The following is a 23404-nucleotide window of genomic DNA, read 5'->3' as shown; positions in this document are numbered from 1 at the left end:
TGAAGCACTTGCAAAACTTGGAATTCCAAAATTGCCCTTTAGAAGACGACGCCTTCCAACATTTGAAGCAATTTCCGGCGTTGACCCACCTGTTTGTCAGACATGTACCTTTAACTGATCAATGCCTGGTACACTTAAAAGATTTAACCCAACTGGAAGTTCTGTGGTTGTTTGCGACTCAAATCTCAGATTCTGGTCTGGAGCATCTCAATAATCTGAAAGAGTTAAATTCTCTGAACCTGTATCAGACAAAAATCAGCAATGCCGGCCTTACCCATTTGTCTGAATTAAAAAAACTGAAGCAACTCGAAGTTAATGAAACAAAAGTAACCAGCGCGGGGGTCGCGGAACTTCAGGAAGCGATCCCTGAATGCAAAATTCTGTTTGACAGACCCGTCTTGCCTGCTCATCTCAAAGTTGCCCGACAAGTCAAATCACTAGGAGGGTTCGTCCGGTATCAAGATTTGGATCAGCATCGATTGCTGTCGTCCATCAGTCTTTCCAGACCACACATTGATGATAAAAGTCTAGCCTGTCTGAAAGGTCTGTCGGGGTTGAAATCTTTGACGCTGAATCAAACCAGTGTCAGTGACCAGGGATTGCAGATTCTCAATGAGCTGAAGGGACTGACCTCACTAACGATAATGCAGTCACCCATCACGGATGCTGCCCTGCCCCATCTGACAGGGCTTTCCCGTTTAACCTCGTTAAACCTCGCCAGGACAGCCGTCACCGACGCCGGCATGGAACACATCATCAAACTGAAGCAACTGAAGAAGCTGAACCTGATCTCTACCGGCGTCACCTCAGCGGGAATGGCCCGAGTCCACGCCGCACTGCCCAAATGTAAAATTGAGACGGGCAAAGCAACTGCTCCCGGCGACTCCACTCAGGCACAGGCAGCGATAGCCGCTCTGAAAGCACAGGGAGCACACATCCAGAATCAAAGAGTGTTTAAGAATGGAAAACTCACTTCAGAGTATTTTACTTCTATTCGATTCTTTGGGAATCAAATCGTCGATGCGCAGGTTAAACACTTAAAACATGTCCCCCGTTTGAAATCGGTCTCCTTCATCAGTACCAGCATCACCGATGACTGTACCCGACATCTATCCGGTTTATCTGAACTGGAAACCCTGCAATTACCAGGCACGGCAATCACAGACAAAGGACTGGCGACTTTGAATGACCTGAAAAGCCTGGAAAATCTGGACCTGAGCCGATCGGGAATTACCGACGCCGGACTGGTCTCGCTGAAAAAATTCCCGCAACTTAAAACATTGAATTTAGGAAGTACCCGGGTCACTGACGCTGGACTGACACATTTAAAAGCGCTGCCAAAACTGGAATCATTGAAACTTTATAACACGTCCGTTACAGGCACAGGCCTGAGTGAACTGGTAACACTACCAAAACTGAAAACGCTGGATTTATCACTTACTCCCCTCACCGAGACCGGCTTGCAAACGGTAAGCAAATTAATCCACTTGCAAAGCTTGTCACTCACAAAGACAAAGATCAACAGTGCAGGAGTCAAACATCTGGTACCACTGACAGAACTGACCACTTTGAAACTCGATTACACTCAAATTGATGATACAGCGCTGGCTTCGATTGCAAAGCTGACGAAGCTCCGCTCATTGAATCTCAGAAAAACTGAGATCACCGATACAGGTATGGTTCATTTAGAGAACCTGAAACCGTTAAAGGTCCTGTCTCTGGATGAAACCAGAGTTTCAAATGCCGGTTTAAAATCACTTCAGTCGCTGCAGCAACTTTACAGGCTGGGCTTACGAGAGACAGACATTGATGACGCAGGCCTGAAAACTCTCAGTTCGATTTTTAATCTGAAAAGCCTGGATTTATACGGTACCAAAGTAACGGATACAGGAATGGCATATTTTCATGACAAGTTGATCAAACCAACGGATCTCAATTTACATGGCACCGGCGTTACAGAAGCAGGCGTCGCGATGCTGAAGCAACAGTGCCCCAACTGTCGGATTCAGGCTTCGCCTCCCCTAGACTCCGGGATTCAGAGCATTCTCGCAAAACTGAAAAAATCAGGTGGCTTTTATACGCGACGTCGGCTGCCTGAGAATGCTGAACAGCTCGTCGTCCGATTCTATCCCCTCCCAGGCAGAGAAAAGAAACTCTCCCCCCTTGACGAACGGCTCAGTCTGCTGAATGGTTTAAAAACACTGTACGAGTTGGACGTCGCCGGCGCTGACTTGACAGATGCCGGACTGAAGCATCTGAAGCATGTTCCCGAGCTAAGAGTACTCAAGCTGAATGGTGGAAATTTCACTGAAGAAGGACTTAAACAGCTGACTCAACTGAAAAAGCTGGAAGTATTGCAGATTGAAAATGCCGGAATTACTAACGATCAGTTGATCCAACTCAAGGAGATGACGCAGCTGAAGATCTTCATTCTCCCCCAAAATCAGATCACGGAGCATGGGCTCAAACATCTGTCTGGCCTCACGAATCTCAAAGTTCTCAATCTGAGCCAGAACCGTATTTACAGCGACGGAATGGTCCATCTGGCATCGCTTGAAAATCTGCGAAGCCTGGCTCTGGAACACACCCGTGTGGCTGATCAGGGACTGGAAGATCTATTACGTCTGCCACGATTAAACACATTGATTCTCGACGGCACCACGATTACGGACGGTGGAACACCCCTTCTGAGAAAGATGACTTCACTGGGGATGTTATCTCTGAATTCTACTTATATCACAGACCGGGGGTTGAAAGATCTGGAAACGCTAAGGGGGTTGTACCGCTTAGATTTGAACGACACCAAGGTAAGCGAGGATGGGGTAAAAAATTTCCAGCGTTCCCAGCCGAAATGCAATATTGAATACGCGGCGCCGTTAGCCTCCTCCCTGCAATACGTGATACAGGAACTGAAAGAAGCAGGTGCCAATGTTAATGTAATCAATCAGGGACATCACTACGTAATCGAATCAGTTGAATTTCCGAACCACCTCCAGGGTATTTTTGCGATCCATAATCGCGCTGAGAAAGCTAAAGTATTCGACTCCTGCCTGAAACGAATCTCGGAGATGAAAGACTTAAAGCGACTGAGTATGCACTGGGCGGAATTCGACAATACGAAGCTTGAATACATAAAAAATTTAACGTATCTCAGTGAACTCGATTTATCGGGAAGCCGCATTCCGGACCAAGGGATCAAAGACTTGAAAGGCCTGGTCAACCTGCAAAAACTGAAACTTGAACATACACAGATCACCGATGCCGGAGTTGCCCAACTGGCCCAACTCCAGCTGAATCGGCTCTACTCACTGGATCTGGACCACAGCAAAACAACGGCTGCCTGCCTCGAATCACTGAAAGACATGCAGCGCCTGCGCTTTCTCTCCCTGCAACACCTCGAATTGTCCGCGGCGGACCTTGAAAAGTTCAAGCAGGCATTGCCGTCCTGTCAGATCAAGAGCAAAGAAGTCAAAGCACAACAGCCTGTCCCTTAACCGATCCATCGCAAGCGCGCCATAGAATGAGAGACCATTCGTCAGCAGATTAGTTCAACAGAAAGGGAAGCAGGTCGGTGTGATGGCCAATCATTTTCCATTTCCCGTTTTCTTTTCTGAAGGTGCTTGTCGCTCGAATTTTGACTTTCAGCATTTTTCCATCCGGCCCTTTGTTATGACCAATTTCGTAGTTACTGACGATGGCAAGTTTCGGTCCGACTGTGGTGTGTATTTCTGATGCTTCCACTTTACCACCCAGTTTCATGGAGCCCGTTTTTTCCCATTCAGCAGCAATCGGTTTCCAGCCATGCAGAAAGCTGCCATCCGGTCCCATAAAAGTGATATCATCCTGGTGCGACCAGACTTTTTTCATGGGCTCAACTTCGCCGGTAAACAGCTCATTCAGAGCCGTGTAAAACTGGCTGGTTGCCGCCTGCACGGCTTTCTGATCTTCATCACTGGCAGAGGCCGAGTTTTCAGAAATTAAACTGACACCAGTAAATGTGATCATCGCTATATAAATCAGAGCAGTCTTCATTGGGGATTCTTCCATATAGAGTCAGTGGGCAAGGTCTCATAAATGTCGTTCATGAGTTCTCGAACCGCTACTGCGATTTGAGACGGTCTTATCATGACGATAGTAGCTGGTACAGGTGATTGGGTCTACGTGAGAATGGTGAGTCAGATTCCCGGCAACAATCCTTTCTGTTTGACGTCATCATATCTTACTGGATTGTCAAAATGAGACCTGAAGCCAAGAGTGTGCTGTTTTGCACACTCTCTGATAGTCCTTTTGTGCGGGTTGTGATAATTATCATATAAAGTGTCTAAGTCAATCTGGGGGTATCTTGAATTTGAGAGAGTGCGGGGAATCACTCAAGTTTGATAAAAACAAGAGGTCTGTATTGAGTATATATCTATAAATAGTCGATATTTATCAATAATTAACATATTAAGCATCCGTGTAAGATATATGGGTTATGGTGTGAATTTCTGTCGCACCTGTTTCCCTTGGGCCTTTTTTCTTTTACTTGGATCAGGATGACTCGTATAATAAATATTCAATAAGTTTGCTTACGTTTCTGACTGGAGTCTTCTATGGCAGTCTGCTTAGTCCCCGTGAATCAAGGTCGCCCGATCGTGCTTGACAAGGCGATCATTCTCGTCGGACGCCACCCCGACTGTGATATCGTGATCAATGACAGTCCCAAGATCTCTCGCAAGCATTGTTGTCTCGCGATTGTGAATGACCGTCCTGTCGTTCGTGATCTGGGCAGCATGAACGGCGTTTATGTGAACGGCAAGAAGATTGACCAGCAGGCCTGGCTGAAACTGCATGATGAGCTGAAAATTGGAAACGTCGCCTATCATCTGGAAAATATTGGCGCCGACTTTCATAAGAAAAAAGAACAGTCTGACAGTCAGCCGGAGACAGACAGTACGCCTACCAAAGCACCGTCGGTCCAGCACTTTAAAAAGCCGACCAAAGACGTGGATATTTCCCAGCAGTTCCCGGTTGCCATTTCAGACAGTGGTCACAACGTAAGTGCAAACGATATGCTGCCCAGCGATGAACTGGAGAGCGTTGACGACGAAGACGATGAAGAAAATTATTCAGACAGTCACCGCTTTGAAGGGACTGGTTCCAACGTGGAATTCATTTCTTCTTCTTCGTAATCTCGCTGGCAGGGATATCAGGCTGCACTTCCATTGTCCGCTGTTTCATTTGAAACAGAATTGGATGCCAGAATCGGAAGTGGGCAATCGTCAATAAAACCAACAGTGTGACGCAGCTGACAATCGCCCCGATCAGAAACCAGCCAGACTGGTATGCCCAGACCACTTCATGTTTCCCCGCAGAAAGTTTCACGCCGCGGTACATGCCTTCGATCAGTTCTGCTTCAGCAGGTTGGCCATCGACGTAGACCCTCCAGCCAGGATACATCAAGTCGGTTAAGATGAGTGTATCTTCCGTTGGCGTCTCGGCTTCAATTACAATTTCATTTGAGCGGTAACCTGTAAGCGTGGCGTTTTGATTTTCCTGGGGATTTTTCCAGGCAAGTCGACCTCGCGATTCCTGAAGTTCATAAAAGTAAACTGGTTCGTCGAAGCGTCCCCAGGCGGGGTTAATTACCGCATCAAAATCTCTCCAGACCGGTTTTACCGGCCAATGATTCAAGTCGAGGGGATGCTGGCTGAGGATGTGGGTCACACCTGCATTGCGGAGCCATGCAATCTGCTCAGGTGTCGCGGGTTCTTTGAACGGCAGCGGCTCGGGCATTGTCAGCTTTGGATTGAAATACTGTTCGGGACCGATTCCCAGGTAAACAGGCGTGGAAGCCACGCCCAGTAGAGTAGGCAAATTGGCTCCCGGGGCAAACAGGCGAACCGGTTTACCGTAGTCTGTCACAATCTTTTTGAGTGCACTCCGGTCTAAATTATTGATCGGCGGGTCAGGTATGATAGCAGCATAAGTCACATAACGACTGACGATCCAGAAATCAGCAGTAGTAAACAGGCAGATGATCGCGACTACCATCAACTGCAGATTACGATTCCAGTTCGCTGTCAGTCGTTCCAGGCAGACGCCGGCAATGACTGCGACAGCGAATGTGGTCAGGATGCCATAACGACCGGGGCCGGTGAAAAAACTGAAGCCGGGCAGATGTTTTGTAATCGGAAGCAGCCAGCCTGGCGTATACAACAGCGCCAGAACACCGATCACAGCCAGCAGAATCAGTCTGCGGTCACGCGTCCAGACGCCACGCCAGGTCCCATAAATCAGCAGGAGAATCGAGGCGATTCCGAAGTACAGATGGGCCTCGACCTGATTGGTGGCATCGCTGCCGGCTGTCAGTCCGGCATCCAGGTTCACTTCATAGGGGTACCAGGCCCAGGGGGCAACCACCTGCGAGAGATACCAGACCGGGATATGTCCGTAACCGGGTTGATGCGAACGCTCGCCCACTTCTGCCCGTTGACTGAGTTGTTTTAATTCCCAGGTTGGCGCGAGCTGTACTGCTGAGAGTGCATAGGTGGAAATAAAAGCTACCAGAAGAAGTATGATGGTCCGTCGGCGATAGGGTTTGAGTGCTTCAGTGGTTTCGTCGCGGCTGACCCAGATGCGGGCAGGAATATAGACGACCAGCATCAATTGTGTGATAAAGGCCAGATTGAAGTGGCCAGGCAGAATCTGCATCGTCAGCGCGAAACACAATAGTATCGCATACCGCCAGTAACGGGTCTGGAAAAACGACTCGACGCACCACAGCGTTAATGGCAGCCAGGCGCCCCCAATGATGGCCCATTCCAGGCAGATGCGCGAGGGAAACCAACCATAGGTATAGACGAGTCCTGCAAACAATGCAGCAACCAGCGAGTAGCCCAGGCGTCTCACATACATGCCGGTAAAGACGAACGCCAGAATATAGTGCAAGATCTGGACGAAGTTGTAGGCAGTGTTGACGGGAAGAAAGCGGTAGGCGAAGTAGTTGAACGGGTAGAATGCACCGGTCTGACTTTCCGCAACCAGCGGGACGCCGTGTCCGATGTTGGAATTCCAGAGTGGAAATTCTCCTGCCTGCAGACGTTCGGCAAAGAACGTCTTTTGGGGAAAGAAGTAGGTATAAAGGTCACCGCCGATCAGCCCCCCACCCGACCAGAGGCCGTACCAGAAGATCCACGTTAAACCGATGGCGAGGACGAGGATCGTGCCAGCGAAGACGGGAGTACCTGCCGGTGTTGATGTTTCCGGCTGGGAGGGCCGGGTTTTCTTCTTTGCAGAACGACTCAAACGACTGAACCTTGTGTTGACAAAATAAAAGCGGCCTGGAATGACAAGTCTTGTATTCTAAGCCGCTCGATATGATGTCTCAACACTCAGCAGCAGGACTTATTCACCAAACATGCGGTTCAGTCGCGCCTGATGAAAGGCGAGCTTCTCTGCAGAACTCATGGATGCGAAGTCGGGAGTTCCCTTGTCGTTCCCTGGCTGCTGTTTCTCTGTTGTTGATTTTGAACTGTTGACGGCAGGTTTACTGTCTGTTTTCTGTGCAGGGAAGCTGAAGGTTTTTCCGTCTTCTCCCCCATAGCTCATGACGGCAGTCTGATATGTCAGGTCGACGTCCAGTTCACGTGTCGGTTTGATTCCCAGTTCCTGAAGTACACCATGATAGGCTTTGACTGCTTCGACAGGCTGAATTTTGTCTTCCACCAGGTATCGCAGGAATTGAATGAACGCCAGCTGATGTTCGGCCTGATTGATCTTTCGACCAAATAGAGCCACGCGGCCACCATATTTTCTGGCGTCGTAGATCAGCTGGAATGCATCCAGGGTGGTTCCCGCTGAACCGCCCAGAATTCCCACAATCAGATGTGGATCGTAGGCGACCAGTTCTTCCATCGCACGTGGACCGTGATAGACCATTTTCAGGAAGGTGGGCCGTCCTGCCGTCGCTACGCCAGCCAGGGTGCGGGCAATCAGGTCATTGATAAAACCTGGTGCCAGGTCGGCAGCAATGGCGGTATTGATATTCGGATCGAAGATTTCCAGGAAGTGGCGGAACTTTTTGCGTTCGGCTTCTTCTCGAAATTCTTTGTAGCGCTCAAGGGTTGCCAGGTCCTCTTCCAGATTGTTATTAAAGGTTACTGAGTAAAGACCCAGGTCAGCACCATAGGCGCGTTCTTCCGGTGAGCAATCGAGGTGGCCACACTGAATGTGATCCAGGCTGGCCGATCGAAATGGTTTCGCAGGCGATAAGTGAATCTTTCCACCCCGAGGAACATGCACATCAGTTGTGTCATTGGCCCGGGCAGCCGGCGTGATCGGCGAATTGTCGAACAGGCGTTCGTCAATCGTCAGCTTCTCACTGGTACTGGCAGACATTAAGACGATATCCACTACTTCCTGCTGGATTACTTCCCGGATCTGGTCCCGGTATTCAGCCAGTGTTTTGTATTTGAGTTCCTGGTCATGACGTTCGGGTGACAAGCCAGGGGCACCAATTCCAAACGCCATGTCGGCGTCTTTTGCATCCGCGATAATAAACTCTTTGGAACCAGTAGGGTCCGCGTGAATCGACTGCAGCTTCCTGTCGAGTGATTTTTCCATCAGACAATCATTTCAATACTAAACGCAACTAAACTGAAGATAACAAAACTCAAGGTGTAAATTCTGACTCAATTCCCGCCCAGTACCTTATCAACGGTTTCCCGCAGTACTTTTCCGGACTGGGTGAGTGCCAGCTGTTCTTTCGGCCAGAGTTCGATTTCCAGATGCTGCATCACACCCGATCGCCCCATGACGGTCGGAACGGAAATACAGACATCCCGTAAACCGAAGGCACCATTCTGCAGCGAAGAGACTGGCAGGATACGACGCTGATCAAGGGCGATACAGTGCACGACATCCGCGATGCTCACACCAACCGCAAAACCGGCTCCCCCCTTTTTCTTGATGACTTCGGCTCCGCTGCCACGAGTTTTCTTTTCGACTTCGGCAATCAGGCTGGGGTTACAACCTGGAAATTTTTCGAGTGGCAATCCACCAATTTGTGCGGCAGACCAGATGGGTACCATGCTGTCGCCGTGCTCACCCAGAATCAGAGTCGAGACCTGTGTCGGAGGCACATCCAACCGGGCAGCCAGCATGCTGCGGAGGCGGGTGGTATCAAGTACGGTACCCAGGCCAATCACCTGTTGTGGAGGCAGTCCGAGTTCTTTCATTGCCAGGTAGGTCAGCACGTCCACCGGGTTGGAGACGACAAACACAATCGCGCCCGGTTTGGTTCCGACACGCTTCACATCTTCCAGAATGTTTTTGAACAGAGCCACGTTCCGGTTGATCAGATCCAGGCGGCTTTCATCTGGTTTACGTCGCAGACCGGCAGTGATCACGATCACGTCGCTGTCTTTCACGAGTTCAGTTCCGCCGGCATAGATTTTCTGATCGGCGGTTAAGGAACTGCCGTGCAGCAGGTCCAGCGCCTGGCCTTCAACCAGATCCTGATTGACGTCTACCAGGGCGATTTCCCGGACGATGCCTCCGGCCTGTAATGCAAAGGCGGCACAAGAGCCCACGAGCCCGCCACCACCGATAATACTGACATTCATGTTGATATCTTTTCTATATGATGATGTGATGCGTGTTTTATAAAATCAGGGTTCTGGGAATTATTTACCCAGAGCCGACATGACTTGATCGGTAATCGCTTTGATCAACTGATCAGAGTCTCCGTTATTGGTTGCAGGAGTTGCCTGCGTCGAAGGTTTCGACAGGTACCCGGGATAGCTGGGAGCCGGTTCGAAGGATTTCTGCTGAGGAATTCCCTCTTTATAACCATCACGAAATGCGCTGTTTCCACACAGGTCACAGTCTTCGACATGGAAACGAGGATCGTCAAATCCGAGCTTCTTCTTCAGGTCAAGCAGTTCCCGGGTTTCGTTTTCGGTGAAGTAAGTCACGCGACCCAGTTGTTTGGAGAGCAGCAGGATATTGCAGTAGGCATCCAGGATCTCTGTTTTCCAATAGGCATCTTCCAGTGATTTTCCAAAGGTCACGGTGCCGTGTCCTGTCAGGATGATCGTGTTCGTGCCCCCTTTGAGGAACGGCACTACTGTGTCAGCGAACTTCTGTCCGCCCGGTGTTTCATAAGGCGCCATGGGAACTTCACCCATGAAGACTTCCACTTCAGGCAGTACGCACTGAGGAATGGGCTCGCGGGCAACAGCGAAGGCGGTCGCGTGAGGAGGATGGCAGTGCACAACGGCTTTGACATCTGGACGTTCTTTCATGATTGCGAGGTGCAACAGAATTTCACTGGTGCGTTTGCGGGTACCGGCAATCTGGTTTCCATCAAGGTCGACAGCACAGATGTCGTCTGGCTTCATGAAGCCTTTGCAGATCATGGTAGGAGAGCAGAGCACTTCGTTTTCGCCGACGCGAATGGAAATGTTTCCGTCGTTGGCTGCTGCGAAGCCCTTGTTGTAAACGCGACGTCCGATTTCGCAGATTTCTTCTTTCAGCTTCCGATCATGAATTCCACTGTTCCATTGATTTGACATGGTTTTAGCTCCAAACGTTAAAAAAAATGTGATTTCAGTGAGGGGATTTAATTTCAGACTTGTCTCAGTAAACTTCAACCTGATCGAGTATCGCTGACACATACGCGTCAATCGGTTTCACATCAGGATGAAAGGGAGCGGCTGCTTCTGCTCCTTCGCTGACTGCAATCTGGCAGCCCGGTGAAGCACCCAGCTCATCGTAAATGACAAAGGGTTCCGTTTTTTTCTTCTTTTTTGAATTCAGCTCATCACTCTTCAAAGGAATCGCGACCAGCCAGCGGGCACCATCCAGACTGGGATGCTTGCGAGACAAGGTCACTTTTCCGATGACTTCTGCGATTTTCATAATTCTGTACTTTCAGCAGGTTAGTTGATTTCCCGGGGAATGCCTGCCTTGACGAATGTTTTGATCAGGTTTCTCAGTTCGATAAACGATTTCTGTTTGGGATTTACGCAAATCAGGTTAGGCCCCATCTGCGAGATTACATCTCTTAAGTGATTGACGTCCTGTACTGCTGCCGCACGGACCTTCTGATTTCGATTGGCCAGGCAGGCTGCTTTTTCTGCCGCGGAGGCAAACAGGACAACTCCTGCAGCATCGGCACGACACAGGCTGCTGATCGCATCTTTCACAGCGTGATCCAGTGAGGTACTTAATTCCTGTGACCAGCGTGAGCCAGTCTGTTGTTCGATGTCAGTCAGAGCATTTTCAACGGCTGACGAAGGGGTGAGCACGATTGCCCGCCACTTCGTTCCCTGCCTTGTAGAAGCAGCAACTGTCGAAGCCCGATGCACGCTGATCTGGTTCTGACGTATATAATCTTTCGCAGTGGGTGTCAGGATGGCTCCCGCGGCGATGCCGACCGAAGTTTGTCCTTTCACCTTTGCCGATAACAGATCCGCCGTGATGACTTTTTCTGTTAACACGACTGAAGCATCAGGCGAGGCTGTACCAGCGTGCTGTGCGACCTGTCCCTGGCGGGAGAGGGTCGACAGTACATTGGCGACAACCTGGTTGACTAATTCTTCAGAAAACTGCATGACTCGGTAATTCACTCTGATTCTGTATTGTTTATTCGCGATCAATGACGCCCATGGTGGCCCAGCGAATGGGAGTATTATTGGTTCCTACCATATCCCGGACAGCTGCACCGTCGGAAGTCAGCAGGACGATATCCCCTTTGCCACATCCCAGGCGGTCGATGACCAGTTCAGGAAATCCATCTGCGTTGCCTTTGATGTCCAGAGTCTGGACCAGCAATAATCGCCAGCCGGCAAGACTGGGGTGTTTTGCCGTTGCGGTTGCTCGTCCTATGACCTGTCCTGTCAACATGTGAATTTCATTCCTGCAGCGGAACTCCGCTTAATTGTCTGTTTAATTAAATAACCCGTAAGTGTCCCACGGTGGTGGAACGACGGAAACGTGTGAATGTCATTGGGTTGGTGACTCCTTCACCTGTCGGAGTGGCGATGCTGAATGATGCATAACCTTCTCCCCCGTTCCCCAGGGCGGCACCACAGGGACCATTCTGTACAAACAGAGTGGTGTCCATGATACGTCCCATTTTTGTAATCGTTTCGATGTTGCGAGAATGGATCATGCTGGTATGACGGAATCCATGTTCGAATTCTTTGGCCAGTTCAATCCCATGATCTGCATTGCGACAGCGAACAAAAGGCACGAATGGCATCATCTGCTCTTCAGGCACGAACGGGTTGTTTGTATCGGTTTCGCCGTAAAGTAATTCAGTTCCTGCCGGCACGCTGACGCCGATCATCCCAGCGAGCACGGCGGCATCTTTGCCGATCAAGTCGCGGTTGAGGATCGCGTGTCCGCCCGGTTCTTTGGGAGGAGCGAAGGCCAGCGAGGTGAGTTGTTCGACCTGCTGTGCGTTCAGCTGGAATCCACCATGACGCCCCATGGCTGACATCAACTGGTCAAAAATACTTTCAACGGCGAAGACTTCTTTCTCGCCGATGCAGAGCAGGTTGTTATCGTAGGCAGCCCCGATGATGATCGATTTTGCGGCGTTTTCGATGTCTGCGGTTTCGTCGACGACGACAGGCGGGTTCCCCGGGCCGGCAACAATCGCCCGTTTTTTAGCAGCCAGAGCGGCGCGGGCGACACCCGGTCCGCCGGTCACAACGAGCAGTGGAATACCGCGGTGATTGAAGATTTCATCTGCAGTTTCCAGGGTAGGAGTCTCGACGATCGTGACCAGGTTCTGCAGGCCAGTTGCCTGATAGATAGCCCGGTTGAAGCGGCGAACCCCTTCGCAGGCGATTTTTGCTCCGCCGGGGTGCGGGTTGACGACCAGCGTATTGCCGGCTGCGACCATGTTGATGAAGTTACAGGCCAGGGTCGGCAGGGAGTGTGTCACCGGGGTGATCGCACCGATGACGCCGAACGGGGCGTATTCGGTAAGGCTGACACCGTAGTCACCGGAGACGGCTTCCGTTTTGAGGAATTCCATGCCGGGAATGCTTTTGATCAGATGCAGTTTTTCGATTTTGTGATCGAGGCGACCGATTTTGGTCTCTTCCATTTCCATACGACCAAGTTCATCAGCCTGGCTGGTACAGATCTGTCTAACGATTTCCAGAGCCTTGGCCCGGTCAGCCAGTGTGGCGTTCAGCAGCTGCTTCTGTCCGGCAGTGGCAGCAGCGACGGCCTGATCGACACTGCGGAATACACCCCAGTCTCCGTCCGTTTGAGTGGTGGCGGAAGCGGAACCATAACCGCCTTTGTTATTGAGCTGTGATAACACTTCCTGTACGACACTACGAATGGCTTCTTCAGTCGCCTGCATAATTTATTTCTCCCCGAGTCATCTGGCATTGGACTCACAAGCTCAATGCTGCTGACTCAGTCTGTAAAATTCAGTTTTGGTGTTCCAGGTTATAGTTTTCCATCTGGTTGCGAATCCATCCGTCCAGTTTTGATTTCGTGGGCATTGAAGCAATCATGACCAGCAGCAGGATCGATACCGGGATGAAAGCCAGTTTCTGGTTTTCAACCATTACAGCAACAAGATTGATCATTGCGGCACCTTCCAGTAAGGCCAGCCCGATAATCATTCGCACCATAAAGATCTGATAAAATGTTCCCAGCATCTGTTCTTCATCCTGATTTCCCTCTTCTCTCGCTTCCTGCATTGCCTGTGTGAACTGATTCCGGGCAATCATGTTGGGAATAATCATTCGCAGCACCAGCATCAGGGCTGCGAGGCCCATTCCCAGATAAGTGATGACTGGTAATCCTTTCCCCGGTTCTTCCTTCAGTCCGATAAAAGTCACAATCATGCCGAATGTCACCACACCCATGATCAATGCGAGCCAGATGACGGTCATCATCATCTGTCGCTGTTGCAGAGTGATTTGTGGCAATTCGCGTGACATGCTGTGTTTCCGGGACAGAACGAAATTCAATCCGTCGAGTTAAATATTTCTTTAGGACCAATGTGAACCTGATCGACAATGCCGATAATGGCTGCATCGATGGGCAGTGATTTCGTCTCAGGTGTGAAACGGGCCGATGACCCCTGCACACACAATACGACTTCCCCCTGCCCTGCTCCCACAGTATCGACGACGATAAACGATCGTCCGGTGGGAGTCAGATCACTCTGGTCTTTTTCGTTGACGCGCAACGGTTCGACAATGAGCAGCTTCTGACCGATCATTGTTTCGACTTTTTGAGACGAAACAACACTACCGGTTATGCGTCCTATAAACATCGAACCAACTCCTGTAAAATCCTCTAAAGGATAACTGTATTTCTCCGGACGTTACGAACGCCCTTCGATGACTTCGACGGTCTGCCTGCCTACTACAATCTCTTCATTCGTAGGCACAACCCAGATTTGTACTTTGCTGTCGTCCGCCTGGATCTGTGCCTCGTTAGAGGCTGTTTTGTTCTTTTCAGAATCCAGACGAATTCCCGCCCACTCCAGGTTGCTGCAGACTTTTTCTCTTAAGCTGACACTGTTCTCACCGATTCCACCCGTGAAAACAATCGCATCCACGCCTCCCAGTACCGTCATGTAAGCTCCCAGGTATTGACGGATGGCTGAGTGGAACACGCCCAAAGCGAGTTGTGCCCGTTTGTGTCCGCTGGCGGCCGCTTCTTCCAGATCGCGACAGTCACCACTCAATCCGCTCATGCCCAGTAAGCCGCCTTTGCTCGACAGGTCTTCCAGAAGTTCCGCCAGGGATTTCCCGGTGGCCTTGATCAGAACCGGTAGAGCAAACGGGTCAAAATCACCCACACGGTTATTGTGAGGCAATCCTGTCTGAGGGCTCATTCCCAGACTGTTGGCTTTGGAGACTCCACCCTCGATGGCACATAAAGAACTGCTGCCTCCCAGGTGGCAGGAAATCACCTTCAGATCATCTTTACCTGTGAGCTCGGCCATACGAGAGCCGATATACCGGTGACTGGCGCCATGAAACCCCCAACGCTGGACTTCGTATTCTTCCTGCCATTCATGGGGAATGGCATAAGCACGATTTTCAGGAGGAATGGTTTCATGGAAGGCGGTTTCCAATGCGGCAACCAGCGGGATTTCAGGGAACGCCTGACGCAGTTGTCGCATTGCCCGGGCATAGGGAGGGTTATGAGCAGGTGCAATATCTGCCAGCGCCTCCATTTTGGTCAGCAATGTTTCATCGACCAGACGAATGCCACTCATGTTTCCGGCAAAGACTGCTTTGAAACCAATGCCGGCCACTTCGTCTGCTGAATCAAGACAACCCCAGTCGGAGTTGGTCAATTGCGACAGACATAAGTTGACGGCAGCTGCATGGTCGGGCACATTCTGTTCGTGCTCTTCCCGATGCGCACCAATTTCGACGAAACAATGACTCTGTTCCTCACCAATTCGATCAATGCCCCCGCGGGCAAGCTGCACTTCGGCGGGCATATCGAACAGGCGATATTTGAAACTGGTGGAACCTAAATTGGCAACAAGTACTTTCATTGCAGGAATCCATTCTGTGACTTAAAGACTGGTGTTTCGACTTCCATTTCCCCGCTGCTCACACGTTGAGTGACGGGAAGAACCAACAGTACGCATCTTACATAAAGTGTGACATCAGGCTTTCGGAGGGGCGTGCGATCACATGAGCGCCAACCAGTTCTCCGATTTGAGAAGCGGCGGCGGCACCAGCGTCAACTGCTGCGCGAACCGAACCGATATCTCCCTGGATCACGGTTGTGATGTAGGCACCACCAATCTGAATCTGGTCAACCAGAGTCACGTTGGCAGCTTTCAGCATGGCGTCGGAAGCTTCGATTTGAGCAACCAGACCTTTTGTTTCAATTAAACCAATGGCTTCAGAACTCATTTTGTCCTCGATTTTTTTAGTTGTGATGGGTTGGGCTGCATTACTCTGAGCTGCATACCAGTTGAACGTCAACTGGTTATGTTCATCGTCGTTACGATCATGTTCAGGAATGTCAGCCGTCAATGTTCATAACCCGATTATGATTTCTTGGCAGCAGTCTTGGGCAGTACGCTGGCGAGTTCTTCGTGAGGACGCGGGATGACCTGAACGCTCACGACTTCTCCAACTTTGCTGGCAGCAGCTGCACCGGCGTCAACGGCTGCTTTCACAGCTGCAACATCGCCGACGACAAAACCTGTGACCAGGCCACTACCAACTTTTTCCCAGCCAATCATCTGTACGTTGGCCGCTTTCAACATTGCATCGGCGGCTTCAATCAGGCTGATCAGCCCTTTTGTTTCCACCATTCCCAGGGCTTCCATTGCTTTCGCCATGAGTCAGTTCTCCTTTTAGAGAGTGTTAAGAAAAAAAACAGTTCGTTGTTTCTGCAGAATCCTAAATCAGGTTCTGCGACAGGTATTTAAGATATCATCTGTTCGAGTTTGCAGATGAATCGGTTGCCGATCATTGTCAGATCAGCTGTGTTTGCATTTGCAGCCTTCAGGTACATAGAGTTTCACTGAAGTGGCATGGTCGAGGTCGACGGCGTTCCCTTCATCGGTGTCGATGTGGACTTCGAGTTTGACTTCAGGGTTTTCGCGGACGACAACGTCTTCCAGGACCGTCGTGCAGCCTGCAGATTCAATTCGCAGATGCAGGTTATCGCCGTTAGAGCAGCCGTAATAAGCACAGTCGGCGGGTGACATGTGCACGTGACGGGCGGCACGAATCACGCCGAATTCCAGTTCAACAACGCCTTTCGGGCCCATCAGAACGCAGCCGGGGGTGCCTTTGAGGTCGCCACTGATGCGAATGGGAACATCGAGTCCCAGCGAGATGGTGTCGGTAAAAGCAAGTTCGACTTGAGTGTCACCACGGCAGGGACCCAGGACACGCACGTTAGGAATCATCCGGCGGCGGGGGCCAACAACGGCAACCGTCTGAGTCGCTGCGAAGTAACCATCCTGGTACAGGTCTTTCTGAACTTCGAGCTGGGCACCTTTCCCGAACAGGACTTCCAGGTGCTCCTGTGAAAGATGGATGTGTCGGGCTGAGATATTGACGACCAGCGGGTTGGGAGCAGTCTGTGGTGTGGATGCCGTCCCTCCTGTTTGCTGAGACAAAGCCTGACGAACCAGTTGTTCTACCTGCGAGCGTGAGATGGAATTGGTAAGTTGTGTCATAATATCGGATCTCAATTTTTATGATTTGGTAATGACTTCAGAAAGGGATGAATTATGTTTCGACGACTGTAAGTTCGATGCCTGCTTTGTGAATGACGTCTTTCCACTCTTCGGTAATGCCGTCATCCACGACGATGTGGTCGACCCTGTCCAGTGGACACAGATAAGCGAGAGCCGAGTGTCCGAATTTGGTACTGTCTGTCACCACAATCACTTCTTCTGCTGCTTCAAACATTTGCTGTTCTGTTTCGACTAACAGCATGTTGCTGTTATAGAGTCCGTCTTCTGTGATTCCCCCGACGCTGATAATCAGTCGTCGGACATGGACACTTTTCAGTGATTCCACTGCGGTCTTCCCTAATGCGACCCCTGTTTTAGGAAACAGGAATCCTCCGATCAGCATCAGGTCAATCTGTGGCTGATTGACCAGCAGATTGGCGATCGGGAGTGAATTAGTGACGACCTGTAACTGTTTGCCCGCCAGTTGTCGGGCGACTTCCAGAGTAGTTGTGCCTCCATCCATCAGCACGGCCTCTCCCGGAGAGATCATGTTGGCCACTGCTTGAGCAACCTGCCTTTTTTGCCTGGATGACATAAAAGACCTGTCTTCAAAAGTGGCTAAGGATTCTCCACTATAAGCAGCCCCACCTCGGGTCCGCCTGATCTGACCGATTCCGTCAAGATACTCCAAATCCCTTCGAATGGTAGATTCAGAAGCGCCCACAGAATCCATCAAATCCACAAGGGACACAAAACCCTTGTTTTCTACTATCTTTAATATGCTTTCCCGTCTTTCGTCAAGCAACATTGACATGCAAACTCCTCCTGAGACGATATAGTTCCCTGTAGAATATGCCTCACAAAGCGCTGGCTATCAATCAATATATCCAAAATACCATCAGAAACTTTCAAAAACAATCAAAATCTGTCAGTTGTTTTGGATTTTCCTAAAGACTTCATCTTACCTAAAGAGAATATTCACTTTAGGGCGGAATTCATTAAAGTCTTCCCAGAGTATCTGTCTTGTTTCCTGACCAGGCTGCATCAAATCCGGAAAAATCCAGGAAGCAGTCAATCTGTGGTACCTGAAGTGAGCCGGTTCCGAAAATAACATTTGTTCTGAATCCCCGGATTATCGCTGTTGATCTGAATGTCTGTCCTCGAATTCAGGCGTTTGCAGGCAGGTTTGAACGCATTTTCTTCCGATGAAGTTTTAAGTAACAGCGTTCGTGCGCGCCAGGATGGTGTGCAGATTGGGCCATTCATGGAGGACCAGGATGAAAATCGGATTTCCTGTCACAGTCGGGTTACTCACCGCTTTGATCAGCGGGTGTGCTTCCAGTCCCGATCGACAGATCACCGAACTGGGTGAGTCGAAGCCAGTATCGATTGCACTTTGCGATCCCTCTCCGGTCAAAGTTAAAAGAGATGATTCTTCTCAACTCCCTGCCTCAACTGACCCTGAAACAAAGTTGGTTGCACACGAGCAGGCGGAAGAACTTCCATTCGCGGAATACGATATCCCTCTGGTCCCTGTTTCGGGTGCCTTAGAAGCTCACCCGCAAACTTTTTATAGTTTGAGTGATCTGGAATCACTGGCTCAGGCGAATAATCCCACATTGATTCAATCAGCAGCTCAAGTTGAAGCCTCTCGAGGTGCTGCTTATCAGGCGGGGCTCTACCCGAATCCGGTGGTTGGTTATGCCAGCGATCAGATTGGCATTGATGGAACGGCAGGAGAGTTACAGGGGGCCTTCGTCTCGCAGGAATTCGTGACAGGAGGCAAACTGAAACTGAGTCGGGCCAAGTGGACGCAGCAGATCTGTATTGCCGAAACGAATCTTTCGGCTCAGTATACTCGGGTGCTCAATGATGTCCGCATTCATTTCTATCGTACTCTGGCTGCACAGCAGATGCTGTCGGTTCACCATCAGTTGCTGGCAAATGCTCGGGATAATCTGCAGACTCATAAAGAGATGCTCAACCTGGGGCAGACTAATCAGGCGGGGTTGTTACAGGCAGAGGTCGACTTGCATCGCGCCCGGCTGAAGCAGATGGCGGCGGAGAATAATCTGGAACAGGAGTGGCGCGACCTGGTCGCGATGGTGGGAACTCCAGAGCTGCAGTGTACCATACTCAAGGGGTCGCTGGAACCAGCGACTGAAGTGTATGACTGGAGTTCAGCCATGCATCAACTTCTGGAAAACAGTCCGGAGATCGTAGCTGCCTGGGAACGGGTGCAGCACGATGAGATTACCGTGGAACGTGAACGTGTCCAGCCGATTCCGAACATTCTGGTGAATGTGGACTTCGGTCACAATTTTGAGACCAATAACAATGTTGCAGGAGTCACCGCCGGTCTGCCTCTGCCTGTATTTGACCGCAATCAGGGGACCGTTGATCAGGCGCTGGCTGATTTGAATCAGTCGCGTGCCAATGTAAAGCGTCTCGAGTTATCATTAATGAGTAAGCTGTCAGATAAGTACCGAGATTATCGAACGGCGCGGCAGCATGTGGAAACCTACCGGAGTGAAATGCTGCCTAAAGCAAAAGAGGCATATGATCTGCTGCATGAAAGTTATAAGCGCAGGCGTGCCCCCTGGCCCGAAGTGCTGATGGCTCAAAAGATCTATTACGATCTGCAGGCAGAGTACATCATGAGCCAGTTACAGTATCATGAAAGTGAGATTGCGATTCGAGGTATGTTGCTGACGGGGGGGCTGGAAGTTCCGTCAGCTCCGATGTCCGGCGGGCACATCGATGCGGTACCGAAACCGCGTTAAGCAAAGCATGATTCCCGAAACGCAGAAACTGAAATCAAGGAAAGGTCTACCAATGGGTTCACCCAACGATCGTCGGGATTTTCTGAAGCATGGAGCAGCAGCGACAGCCGGTTTGTTTGCTGCGAGTGCTACTATGGCCAAAGCAGCAGAATCTGCGGATACCGGTAACAGTCGGGCAGAAGGCGAAGCATTTCCGCGCATGCATCCGGGGCTGGGAGGACCGATTGGCAGCCCCACGGACCGGGGAAAGCTGGTGCCCGGATTGAGGGAAGCGGGACAGGCACCCGTGAATGTGATCGCACCGGATCTGAAAACGACCTGGGGTAAAATCGTGAACGGAGCGCGCGAATTCCATCTGCACGCGATGCCGGTCCGACGGGAAGTGCTGCCGGGAATCTGGATGGACGCTTATGGGTTTAACGGCCAGTTTCCCGGGCCGGTCCTGGAAATGTATCAGGGGGAGCGAATCCGGATCGTGTTTCGTAACGATCTGCCCGAGCCGACCACCCTGCATTCACACGGTCTGGAACTTCCGATCAGTTTTGACGGGATACCGGCTGTGACTCAGGATCTGGTCAAGCCGGGCCATACGTTTGTGTATGAATATGATGTGCATCAGGAAGGCAGCTATTTTCTGCATCCGCATGTGGCAATGCAGGAAGCGATCGGCATGGTAGTGCCCTTTATTATTCATCCCAAAGTCGCCTATGAGCCGACCGTCGACCGTGATTTCGTATTGATGACTCAGCAGTTTGCCATGCTGCCCAATGCTCATATTCCCAATACGATGTCGATGGACTGGAATTTTCTCACGATCAATGGTCGTTGTGGTCCCTATACCACTCCCCTGGTCTGTAAACTGGGTGAGCGGATTCGGATTCGCTTTCTGAACTTCAGTACGCTGCATCAGCATCCGATGCATTTGCACGGGCATACTTTCTGGGTGACGGGAACGGAGGGGGGACGAATTCCAGAGTCGGCCTGGATTCCAGGAAATACGGTGATTGTAGGTGTGGCGCAGTCGCGGGATGTGGAACTGATAGCGAACAATCCCGGTGACTGGGTACTGCATTGTCATATGTTTCATCACATGATGAATCATATGGTTTCACAGGTCGGGCCGATCATTCGTCAGAAAAAAGATGACCCTGGATTTAAGGTTCCCGGTTATCCGCAGATGATGAAAGGCATGTCGGATATGAAAGTGCTTCCAGAGGGTGAGGAACTGCCTTTTGATGATTATTCGATGCCGATGACCACAGAAGACATGCGGAAGATCAATGGACGTCGTGAAGTTCAGGGAATGCGGGAAGGCTGGTTCAAAGGAGTGAAAGGGCTGTTTACGGTGATGCGTGTGCTGCCTCCCCATCTGTACGATAAGGTCATGAAGACGGACGAACCGATTCCGCCTAACTCCAGCACGCCACTCAATCCACCGCCAGGCAGTCAGAAGCTTTGATTCAGGTTCGCTATTCAATCCTGAATAACGGTCCGCCGTTCGACGACTGTAATTTTACCGGCAGCGAACAGGCGAATCATTTCCGGATAGAGTTCGCATTCTGCCTGGAAGACATTGGCGGCGACCTGGTCGGGAGTGTCGGTTCCTGATACGGGAACGGTTTTCTGGCCGATAATCGGGCCGTGGTCATACTCGTTGTCGGCGAAGTGGACGGTACAGCCACTGACCTTGACGCCCCGCGCCACGACGGCTTCGTGTACCTTGTGACCGTAAAAGCCATGTCCGCAGAAAGCGGGGATGAGAGCCGGGTGGATATTCATCACGCGGTATTGAAAGTCTTCCGGAATATGAATCAGGGAAAGATAACCAGCCAGGGTCACCAGATCGGCACCAACTTCGCGACAGAGGCCGAAAATGGTTGTACTGAATTCGCTGATATCCTGAAAGTCCCGGCGGCGAACGACCTCGCAGCGCAGGCCGGCGGCTTTTGCCTTAGAGACTCCTCCACAGTCAGGTCGGCTGGCAATGACCAGTGGAACTTCAATATCGAGTTCACCAGCGTCTCGTTTCGCCAGGAAATTGGTGAGTGTCGTGCCGCCTCCCGAGATGAGCACGGCCAGTTTCAGGGGGCGTTTCGGTGAAGATTCGGTCGTGTGATCCACGTTCATACTGTTAGAACAATACTTTTAAATTATAAAACGAATGGGACTGTCAAGTACCTGAATCGTCTTGGGGTTTCGATTCAGAAGTTTTGGTTTCCGGTGTTTTATTTTCCGGCTGTGTTTTTTCCGCTGGCTTTTCCAACTGGTTGAAATCAACCTGGTCCTGAGTTTTCTGGAGTCGTCTTTCGCGGAATCGCTTGTCGCGCTGACTGGTTTTCCACATGGCGATTGCAATACCGGCAATCAGGATGACCAGTGTACCGGCCAGAATTTGCGAAAACAACCGGCTCCCCCGTTCGTCGACTGTCCGAGGGTTCCATTCCAGTTGTTTTGCCAGAATCAGGGGGGCGACGCGCGACGTATCTTGTGCGTTGTAGACGTACATCTTAAACAGATAGCCGGTTACTGTAACGTGGTCGATGACGTCGGTTCCTTCCGGCAATCCGTTTTTTAAGGCGGGAGGAACTTCCGTGCAAATGACGACTGTGGGATTTTGTTGTGAATCATCGGTAAACAGCCAGGCTTCATAGAGAGTTTTAATCCCATACTGGTTGTCATCTGCTGCCGGATAATGGATCAGTTTGCGGACACGACCTGTCAATGTGACGAGTCGGCCTTTGTAGCGATCACTGTTTTTGAAAAGATCCAGGAAGACAGGAATCTCCTTTTCGGGATGATCGCGGAATGATTTGAGTTCGGAACGGCGCTGTTGCAGGTTGAATTCGGCCGCCTGTTTCTGATCTTTCAGGCTGGTCTCGCGCAGGTGCTTGAGGACGTAATAATAGAGGGCCTTCTCATCATCCATAACGCCACCAAAGACTTTATCTTTGACTTCATTGAATAGCGAAGGAGCCAGTTGATCGGGAAATGGTCTGAAGGGATCTGACTGGGGTTCATCTGCCGATACGGTCAGTGGGGCTGTGACAGCCAGGCATAGAGTGGCTCCCAAAATTCTGATGTAAGACAGCATATCCTGCTCCCAGGGTTTCACTTCTTTAAGTTCTTTAATATAACAGTATTATGGCAATTGCCTGCTGAACCTATTTTGTCGAGAGTCCATCGATTTGTCGAGGTTAAAAATAAATAGCAGCGAGCTGAGATGCTGAGCGTAATTCCTTATTTGACAAGAGGTTTTGGCGTCTCAAAGCCGGGAGAGAGCATTGACACAAAACAGAGGATCTCTATAATTCCCTTCAATCGCAGACAGACTAAATGCTGCCGATTGCTTGAATTATTATTGAGTAGAGCGATCCCCCATTCAGAAAGTTATGTCATTGCAGGGTAGTCGAGAAGATTTTCTCTGCTTTTTTTCAAG

At 50.5% G+C, this 23404-nt stretch carries 22 protein-coding genes; 4 read left to right on the top strand and 18 right to left on the bottom strand.

Annotation, left to right across the window (positions count from 1 at the left end; all coding sequences use genetic code 11):
* The first annotated feature begins 167 nt into the window (after nt 1-167).
* Complete coding sequence (locus GmarT_RS24685) at nt 168-3494, top strand: hypothetical protein (protein ID WP_187782318.1); 3327 nt, start codon at nt 168-170, stop codon at nt 3492-3494.
* A gap of 49 nt (nt 3495-3543) precedes the next feature.
* Here GmarT_RS24685 and GmarT_RS24680 read toward each other — a convergent pair whose 3' ends face one another.
* On the bottom strand, nt 3544-4032 hold the full coding sequence (locus GmarT_RS24680; protein WP_002647065.1) for a YybH family protein: 489 nt from the start codon (nt 4030-4032) through the stop codon (nt 3544-3546).
* Between the two features lie 560 nt (nt 4033-4592).
* Between GmarT_RS24680 and GmarT_RS24675 the strand changes: the two genes are divergently transcribed.
* A complete protein-coding gene (locus GmarT_RS24675) occupies nt 4593-5171 on the top strand; it encodes an FHA domain-containing protein (RefSeq protein ID WP_002647066.1) in 579 nt (192 codons plus the stop codon).
* Here GmarT_RS24675 and GmarT_RS24670 read toward each other — a convergent pair.
* The 15 genes from GmarT_RS24670 to GmarT_RS24600 form a co-directional block, all read right to left on the bottom strand.
* On the bottom strand, nt 5152-7287 hold the full coding sequence (locus GmarT_RS24670) for a YfhO family protein (RefSeq protein WP_002647067.1): 2136 nt from the start codon (nt 7285-7287) through the stop codon (nt 5152-5154). The two genes, GmarT_RS24675 and GmarT_RS24670, sit on opposite strands and share 20 nt — an antisense overlap.
* 99 nt (nt 7288-7386) lie before the next feature.
* The gene (locus GmarT_RS24665; RefSeq protein WP_002647068.1) at nt 7387-8604 is read right to left on the bottom strand and encodes a hypothetical protein; all 1218 of its coding nucleotides are present in this window, start codon (nt 8602-8604) and stop codon (nt 7387-7389) included.
* Nucleotides 8605-8672: 68 nt separating this feature from the next.
* Nucleotides 8673-9605, bottom strand: coding sequence for a malate dehydrogenase (locus GmarT_RS24660; protein WP_002647069.1), 933 nt, complete (start codon nt 9603-9605; stop codon nt 8673-8675).
* 60 nt (nt 9606-9665) lie between these two features.
* A complete protein-coding gene (locus GmarT_RS24655) occupies nt 9666-10556 on the bottom strand; it encodes a class II aldolase/adducin family protein (RefSeq protein ID WP_044238452.1) in 891 nt (296 codons plus the stop codon).
* A 64-nt stretch (nt 10557-10620) separates the two neighbouring features.
* Nucleotides 10621-10902: a EutN/CcmL family microcompartment protein gene (locus GmarT_RS24650; protein WP_002647071.1), complete on the bottom strand. Its 282-nt coding sequence runs from the start codon at nt 10900-10902 to the stop codon at nt 10621-10623.
* Nucleotides 10903-10922: 20 nt separating this feature from the next.
* Nucleotides 10923-11597, bottom strand: a complete 675-nt coding sequence (locus GmarT_RS24645; RefSeq protein WP_002647072.1) for a hypothetical protein — start codon at nt 11595-11597, stop codon at nt 10923-10925.
* Nucleotides 11598-11628: 31 nt separating this feature from the next.
* On the bottom strand, nt 11629-11889 hold the full coding sequence (locus GmarT_RS24640) for a EutN/CcmL family microcompartment protein (protein WP_002647073.1): 261 nt from the start codon (nt 11887-11889) through the stop codon (nt 11629-11631).
* Nucleotides 11890-11935: 46 nt separating this feature from the next.
* Nucleotides 11936-13366 carry an aldehyde dehydrogenase EutE gene (locus GmarT_RS24635; RefSeq protein ID WP_002647074.1) on the bottom strand — a complete coding sequence of 477 codons (1431 nt, stop codon included), beginning with the start codon at nt 13364-13366 and terminating at the stop codon, nt 11936-11938.
* Nucleotides 13367-13436: 70 nt separating this feature from the next.
* A complete protein-coding gene (locus GmarT_RS24630; RefSeq protein ID WP_002647075.1) occupies nt 13437-13955 on the bottom strand; it encodes a hypothetical protein in 519 nt (172 codons plus the stop codon).
* A gap of 26 nt (nt 13956-13981) precedes the next feature.
* A complete protein-coding gene (locus GmarT_RS24625; protein WP_044238456.1) occupies nt 13982-14293 on the bottom strand; it encodes a EutN/CcmL family microcompartment protein in 312 nt (103 codons plus the stop codon).
* Nucleotides 14294-14344: 51 nt separating this feature from the next.
* Entirely contained in the window at nt 14345-15535 is a 1191-nt protein-coding gene (locus GmarT_RS24620; protein ID WP_002647077.1) for an acetate/propionate family kinase, read from the bottom strand.
* Between the two features lie 97 nt (nt 15536-15632).
* Nucleotides 15633-15902 (bottom strand): BMC domain-containing protein, encoded by a 270-nt coding sequence (locus GmarT_RS24615; RefSeq protein ID WP_044238516.1) that lies wholly within the window; start codon nt 15900-15902, stop codon nt 15633-15635.
* A gap of 137 nt (nt 15903-16039) precedes the next feature.
* Nucleotides 16040-16336, bottom strand: coding sequence for a BMC domain-containing protein (locus GmarT_RS24610; RefSeq protein WP_002647079.1), 297 nt, complete (start codon nt 16334-16336; stop codon nt 16040-16042).
* A 141-nt stretch (nt 16337-16477) separates the two neighbouring features.
* A complete protein-coding gene (gene pduL / locus GmarT_RS24605; protein ID WP_002647080.1) occupies nt 16478-17185 on the bottom strand; it encodes a phosphate propanoyltransferase in 708 nt (235 codons plus the stop codon).
* A 52-nt stretch (nt 17186-17237) separates the two neighbouring features.
* Nucleotides 17238-17993 carry a DeoR/GlpR family DNA-binding transcription regulator gene (locus tag GmarT_RS24600; RefSeq protein ID WP_044238520.1) on the bottom strand — a complete coding sequence of 252 codons (756 nt, stop codon included), beginning with the start codon at nt 17991-17993 and terminating at the stop codon, nt 17238-17240.
* 469 nt (nt 17994-18462) lie between these two features.
* Between GmarT_RS24600 and GmarT_RS24595 the strand changes: the two genes are divergently transcribed.
* Both GmarT_RS24595 and GmarT_RS24590 read left to right on the top strand, forming a co-directional pair.
* Nucleotides 18463-19968: a TolC family protein gene (locus tag GmarT_RS24595; RefSeq protein WP_002647083.1), complete on the top strand. Its 1506-nt coding sequence runs from the start codon at nt 18463-18465 to the stop codon at nt 19966-19968.
* A 52-nt stretch (nt 19969-20020) separates the two neighbouring features.
* A complete protein-coding gene (locus GmarT_RS24590) occupies nt 20021-21427 on the top strand; it encodes a multicopper oxidase family protein (protein WP_002647084.1) in 1407 nt (468 codons plus the stop codon).
* 14 nt (nt 21428-21441) lie between these two features.
* Here GmarT_RS24590 and purN read toward each other — a convergent pair whose 3' ends face one another.
* Together purN and GmarT_RS24580 are read right to left on the bottom strand one after the other, a co-directional pair.
* Nucleotides 21442-22095 carry a phosphoribosylglycinamide formyltransferase gene (gene purN, locus GmarT_RS24585; protein ID WP_002647085.1) on the bottom strand — a complete coding sequence of 218 codons (654 nt, stop codon included), beginning with the start codon at nt 22093-22095 and terminating at the stop codon, nt 21442-21444.
* A 43-nt stretch (nt 22096-22138) separates the two neighbouring features.
* On the bottom strand, nt 22139-23059 hold the full coding sequence (locus tag GmarT_RS24580; RefSeq protein ID WP_044238460.1) for a hypothetical protein: 921 nt from the start codon (nt 23057-23059) through the stop codon (nt 22139-22141).
* Nucleotides 23060-23404 lie beyond the last annotated feature (345 nt).

The organism is Gimesia maris (assembly GCF_008298035.1).
GTDB classification, from domain to species: domain Bacteria; phylum Planctomycetota; class Planctomycetia; order Planctomycetales; family Planctomycetaceae; genus Gimesia; species Gimesia maris.
The sequence above is the reverse complement of the archived record's forward strand: the minus strand, read 5'-3'. Positions and strand labels throughout refer to the sequence as shown.

Excerpts from the sequence above, each read along its gene's own strand:
- GmarT_RS24600 (WP_044238520.1), bottom strand. The coding sequence starts at position 17,993 with ATGTTGCTTGACGAAAGACGGGAAAGCATATTAAAGATAGTAGAAAAC.
- GmarT_RS24610 (WP_002647079.1), bottom strand. The coding sequence starts at position 16,336 with ATGGCGAAAGCAATGGAAGCCCTGGGAATGGTGGAAACAAAAGGGCTG.
- GmarT_RS24665 (WP_002647068.1), bottom strand. The coding sequence starts at position 8,604 with ATGGAAAAATCACTCGACAGGAAGCTGCAGTCGATTCACGCGGACCCT.
- GmarT_RS24620 (WP_002647077.1), bottom strand. The coding sequence starts at position 15,535 with ATGAAAGTACTTGTTGCCAATTTAGGTTCCACCAGTTTCAAATATCGC.
- GmarT_RS24650 (WP_002647071.1), bottom strand. The coding sequence starts at position 10,902 with ATGAAAATCGCAGAAGTCATCGGAAAAGTGACCTTGTCTCGCAAGCAT.
- GmarT_RS24590 (WP_002647084.1), top strand. The coding sequence starts at position 20,021 with ATGGGTTCACCCAACGATCGTCGGGATTTTCTGAAGCATGGAGCAGCA.
- GmarT_RS24635 (WP_002647074.1), bottom strand. The coding sequence starts at position 13,366 with ATGCAGGCGACTGAAGAAGCCATTCGTAGTGTCGTACAGGAAGTGTTA.
- GmarT_RS24630 (WP_002647075.1), bottom strand. The coding sequence starts at position 13,955 with ATGTCACGCGAATTGCCACAAATCACTCTGCAACAGCGACAGATGATG.
- GmarT_RS24680 (WP_002647065.1), bottom strand. The coding sequence starts at position 4,032 with ATGAAGACTGCTCTGATTTATATAGCGATGATCACATTTACTGGTGTC.
- GmarT_RS24655 (WP_044238452.1), bottom strand. The coding sequence starts at position 10,556 with ATGTCAAATCAATGGAACAGTGGAATTCATGATCGGAAGCTGAAAGAA.
- GmarT_RS24660 (WP_002647069.1), bottom strand. The coding sequence starts at position 9,605 with ATGAATGTCAGTATTATCGGTGGTGGCGGGCTCGTGGGCTCTTGTGCC.
- GmarT_RS24580 (WP_044238460.1), bottom strand. The coding sequence starts at position 23,059 with ATGCTGTCTTACATCAGAATTTTGGGAGCCACTCTATGCCTGGCTGTC.
- GmarT_RS24640 (WP_002647073.1), bottom strand. The coding sequence starts at position 11,889 with ATGTTGACAGGACAGGTCATAGGACGAGCAACCGCAACGGCAAAACAC.
- GmarT_RS24595 (WP_002647083.1), top strand. The coding sequence starts at position 18,463 with ATGAAAATCGGATTTCCTGTCACAGTCGGGTTACTCACCGCTTTGATC.
- purN (WP_002647085.1), bottom strand. The coding sequence starts at position 22,095 with ATGAACGTGGATCACACGACCGAATCTTCACCGAAACGCCCCCTGAAA.
- GmarT_RS24625 (WP_044238456.1), bottom strand. The coding sequence starts at position 14,293 with ATGTTTATAGGACGCATAACCGGTAGTGTTGTTTCGTCTCAAAAAGTC.
- GmarT_RS24675 (WP_002647066.1), top strand. The coding sequence starts at position 4,593 with ATGGCAGTCTGCTTAGTCCCCGTGAATCAAGGTCGCCCGATCGTGCTT.
- GmarT_RS24615 (WP_044238516.1), bottom strand. The coding sequence starts at position 15,902 with ATGAGTTCTGAAGCCATTGGTTTAATTGAAACAAAAGGTCTGGTTGCT.
- GmarT_RS24645 (WP_002647072.1), bottom strand. The coding sequence starts at position 11,597 with ATGCAGTTTTCTGAAGAATTAGTCAACCAGGTTGTCGCCAATGTACTG.
- pduL (WP_002647080.1), bottom strand. The coding sequence starts at position 17,185 with ATGACACAACTTACCAATTCCATCTCACGCTCGCAGGTAGAACAACTG.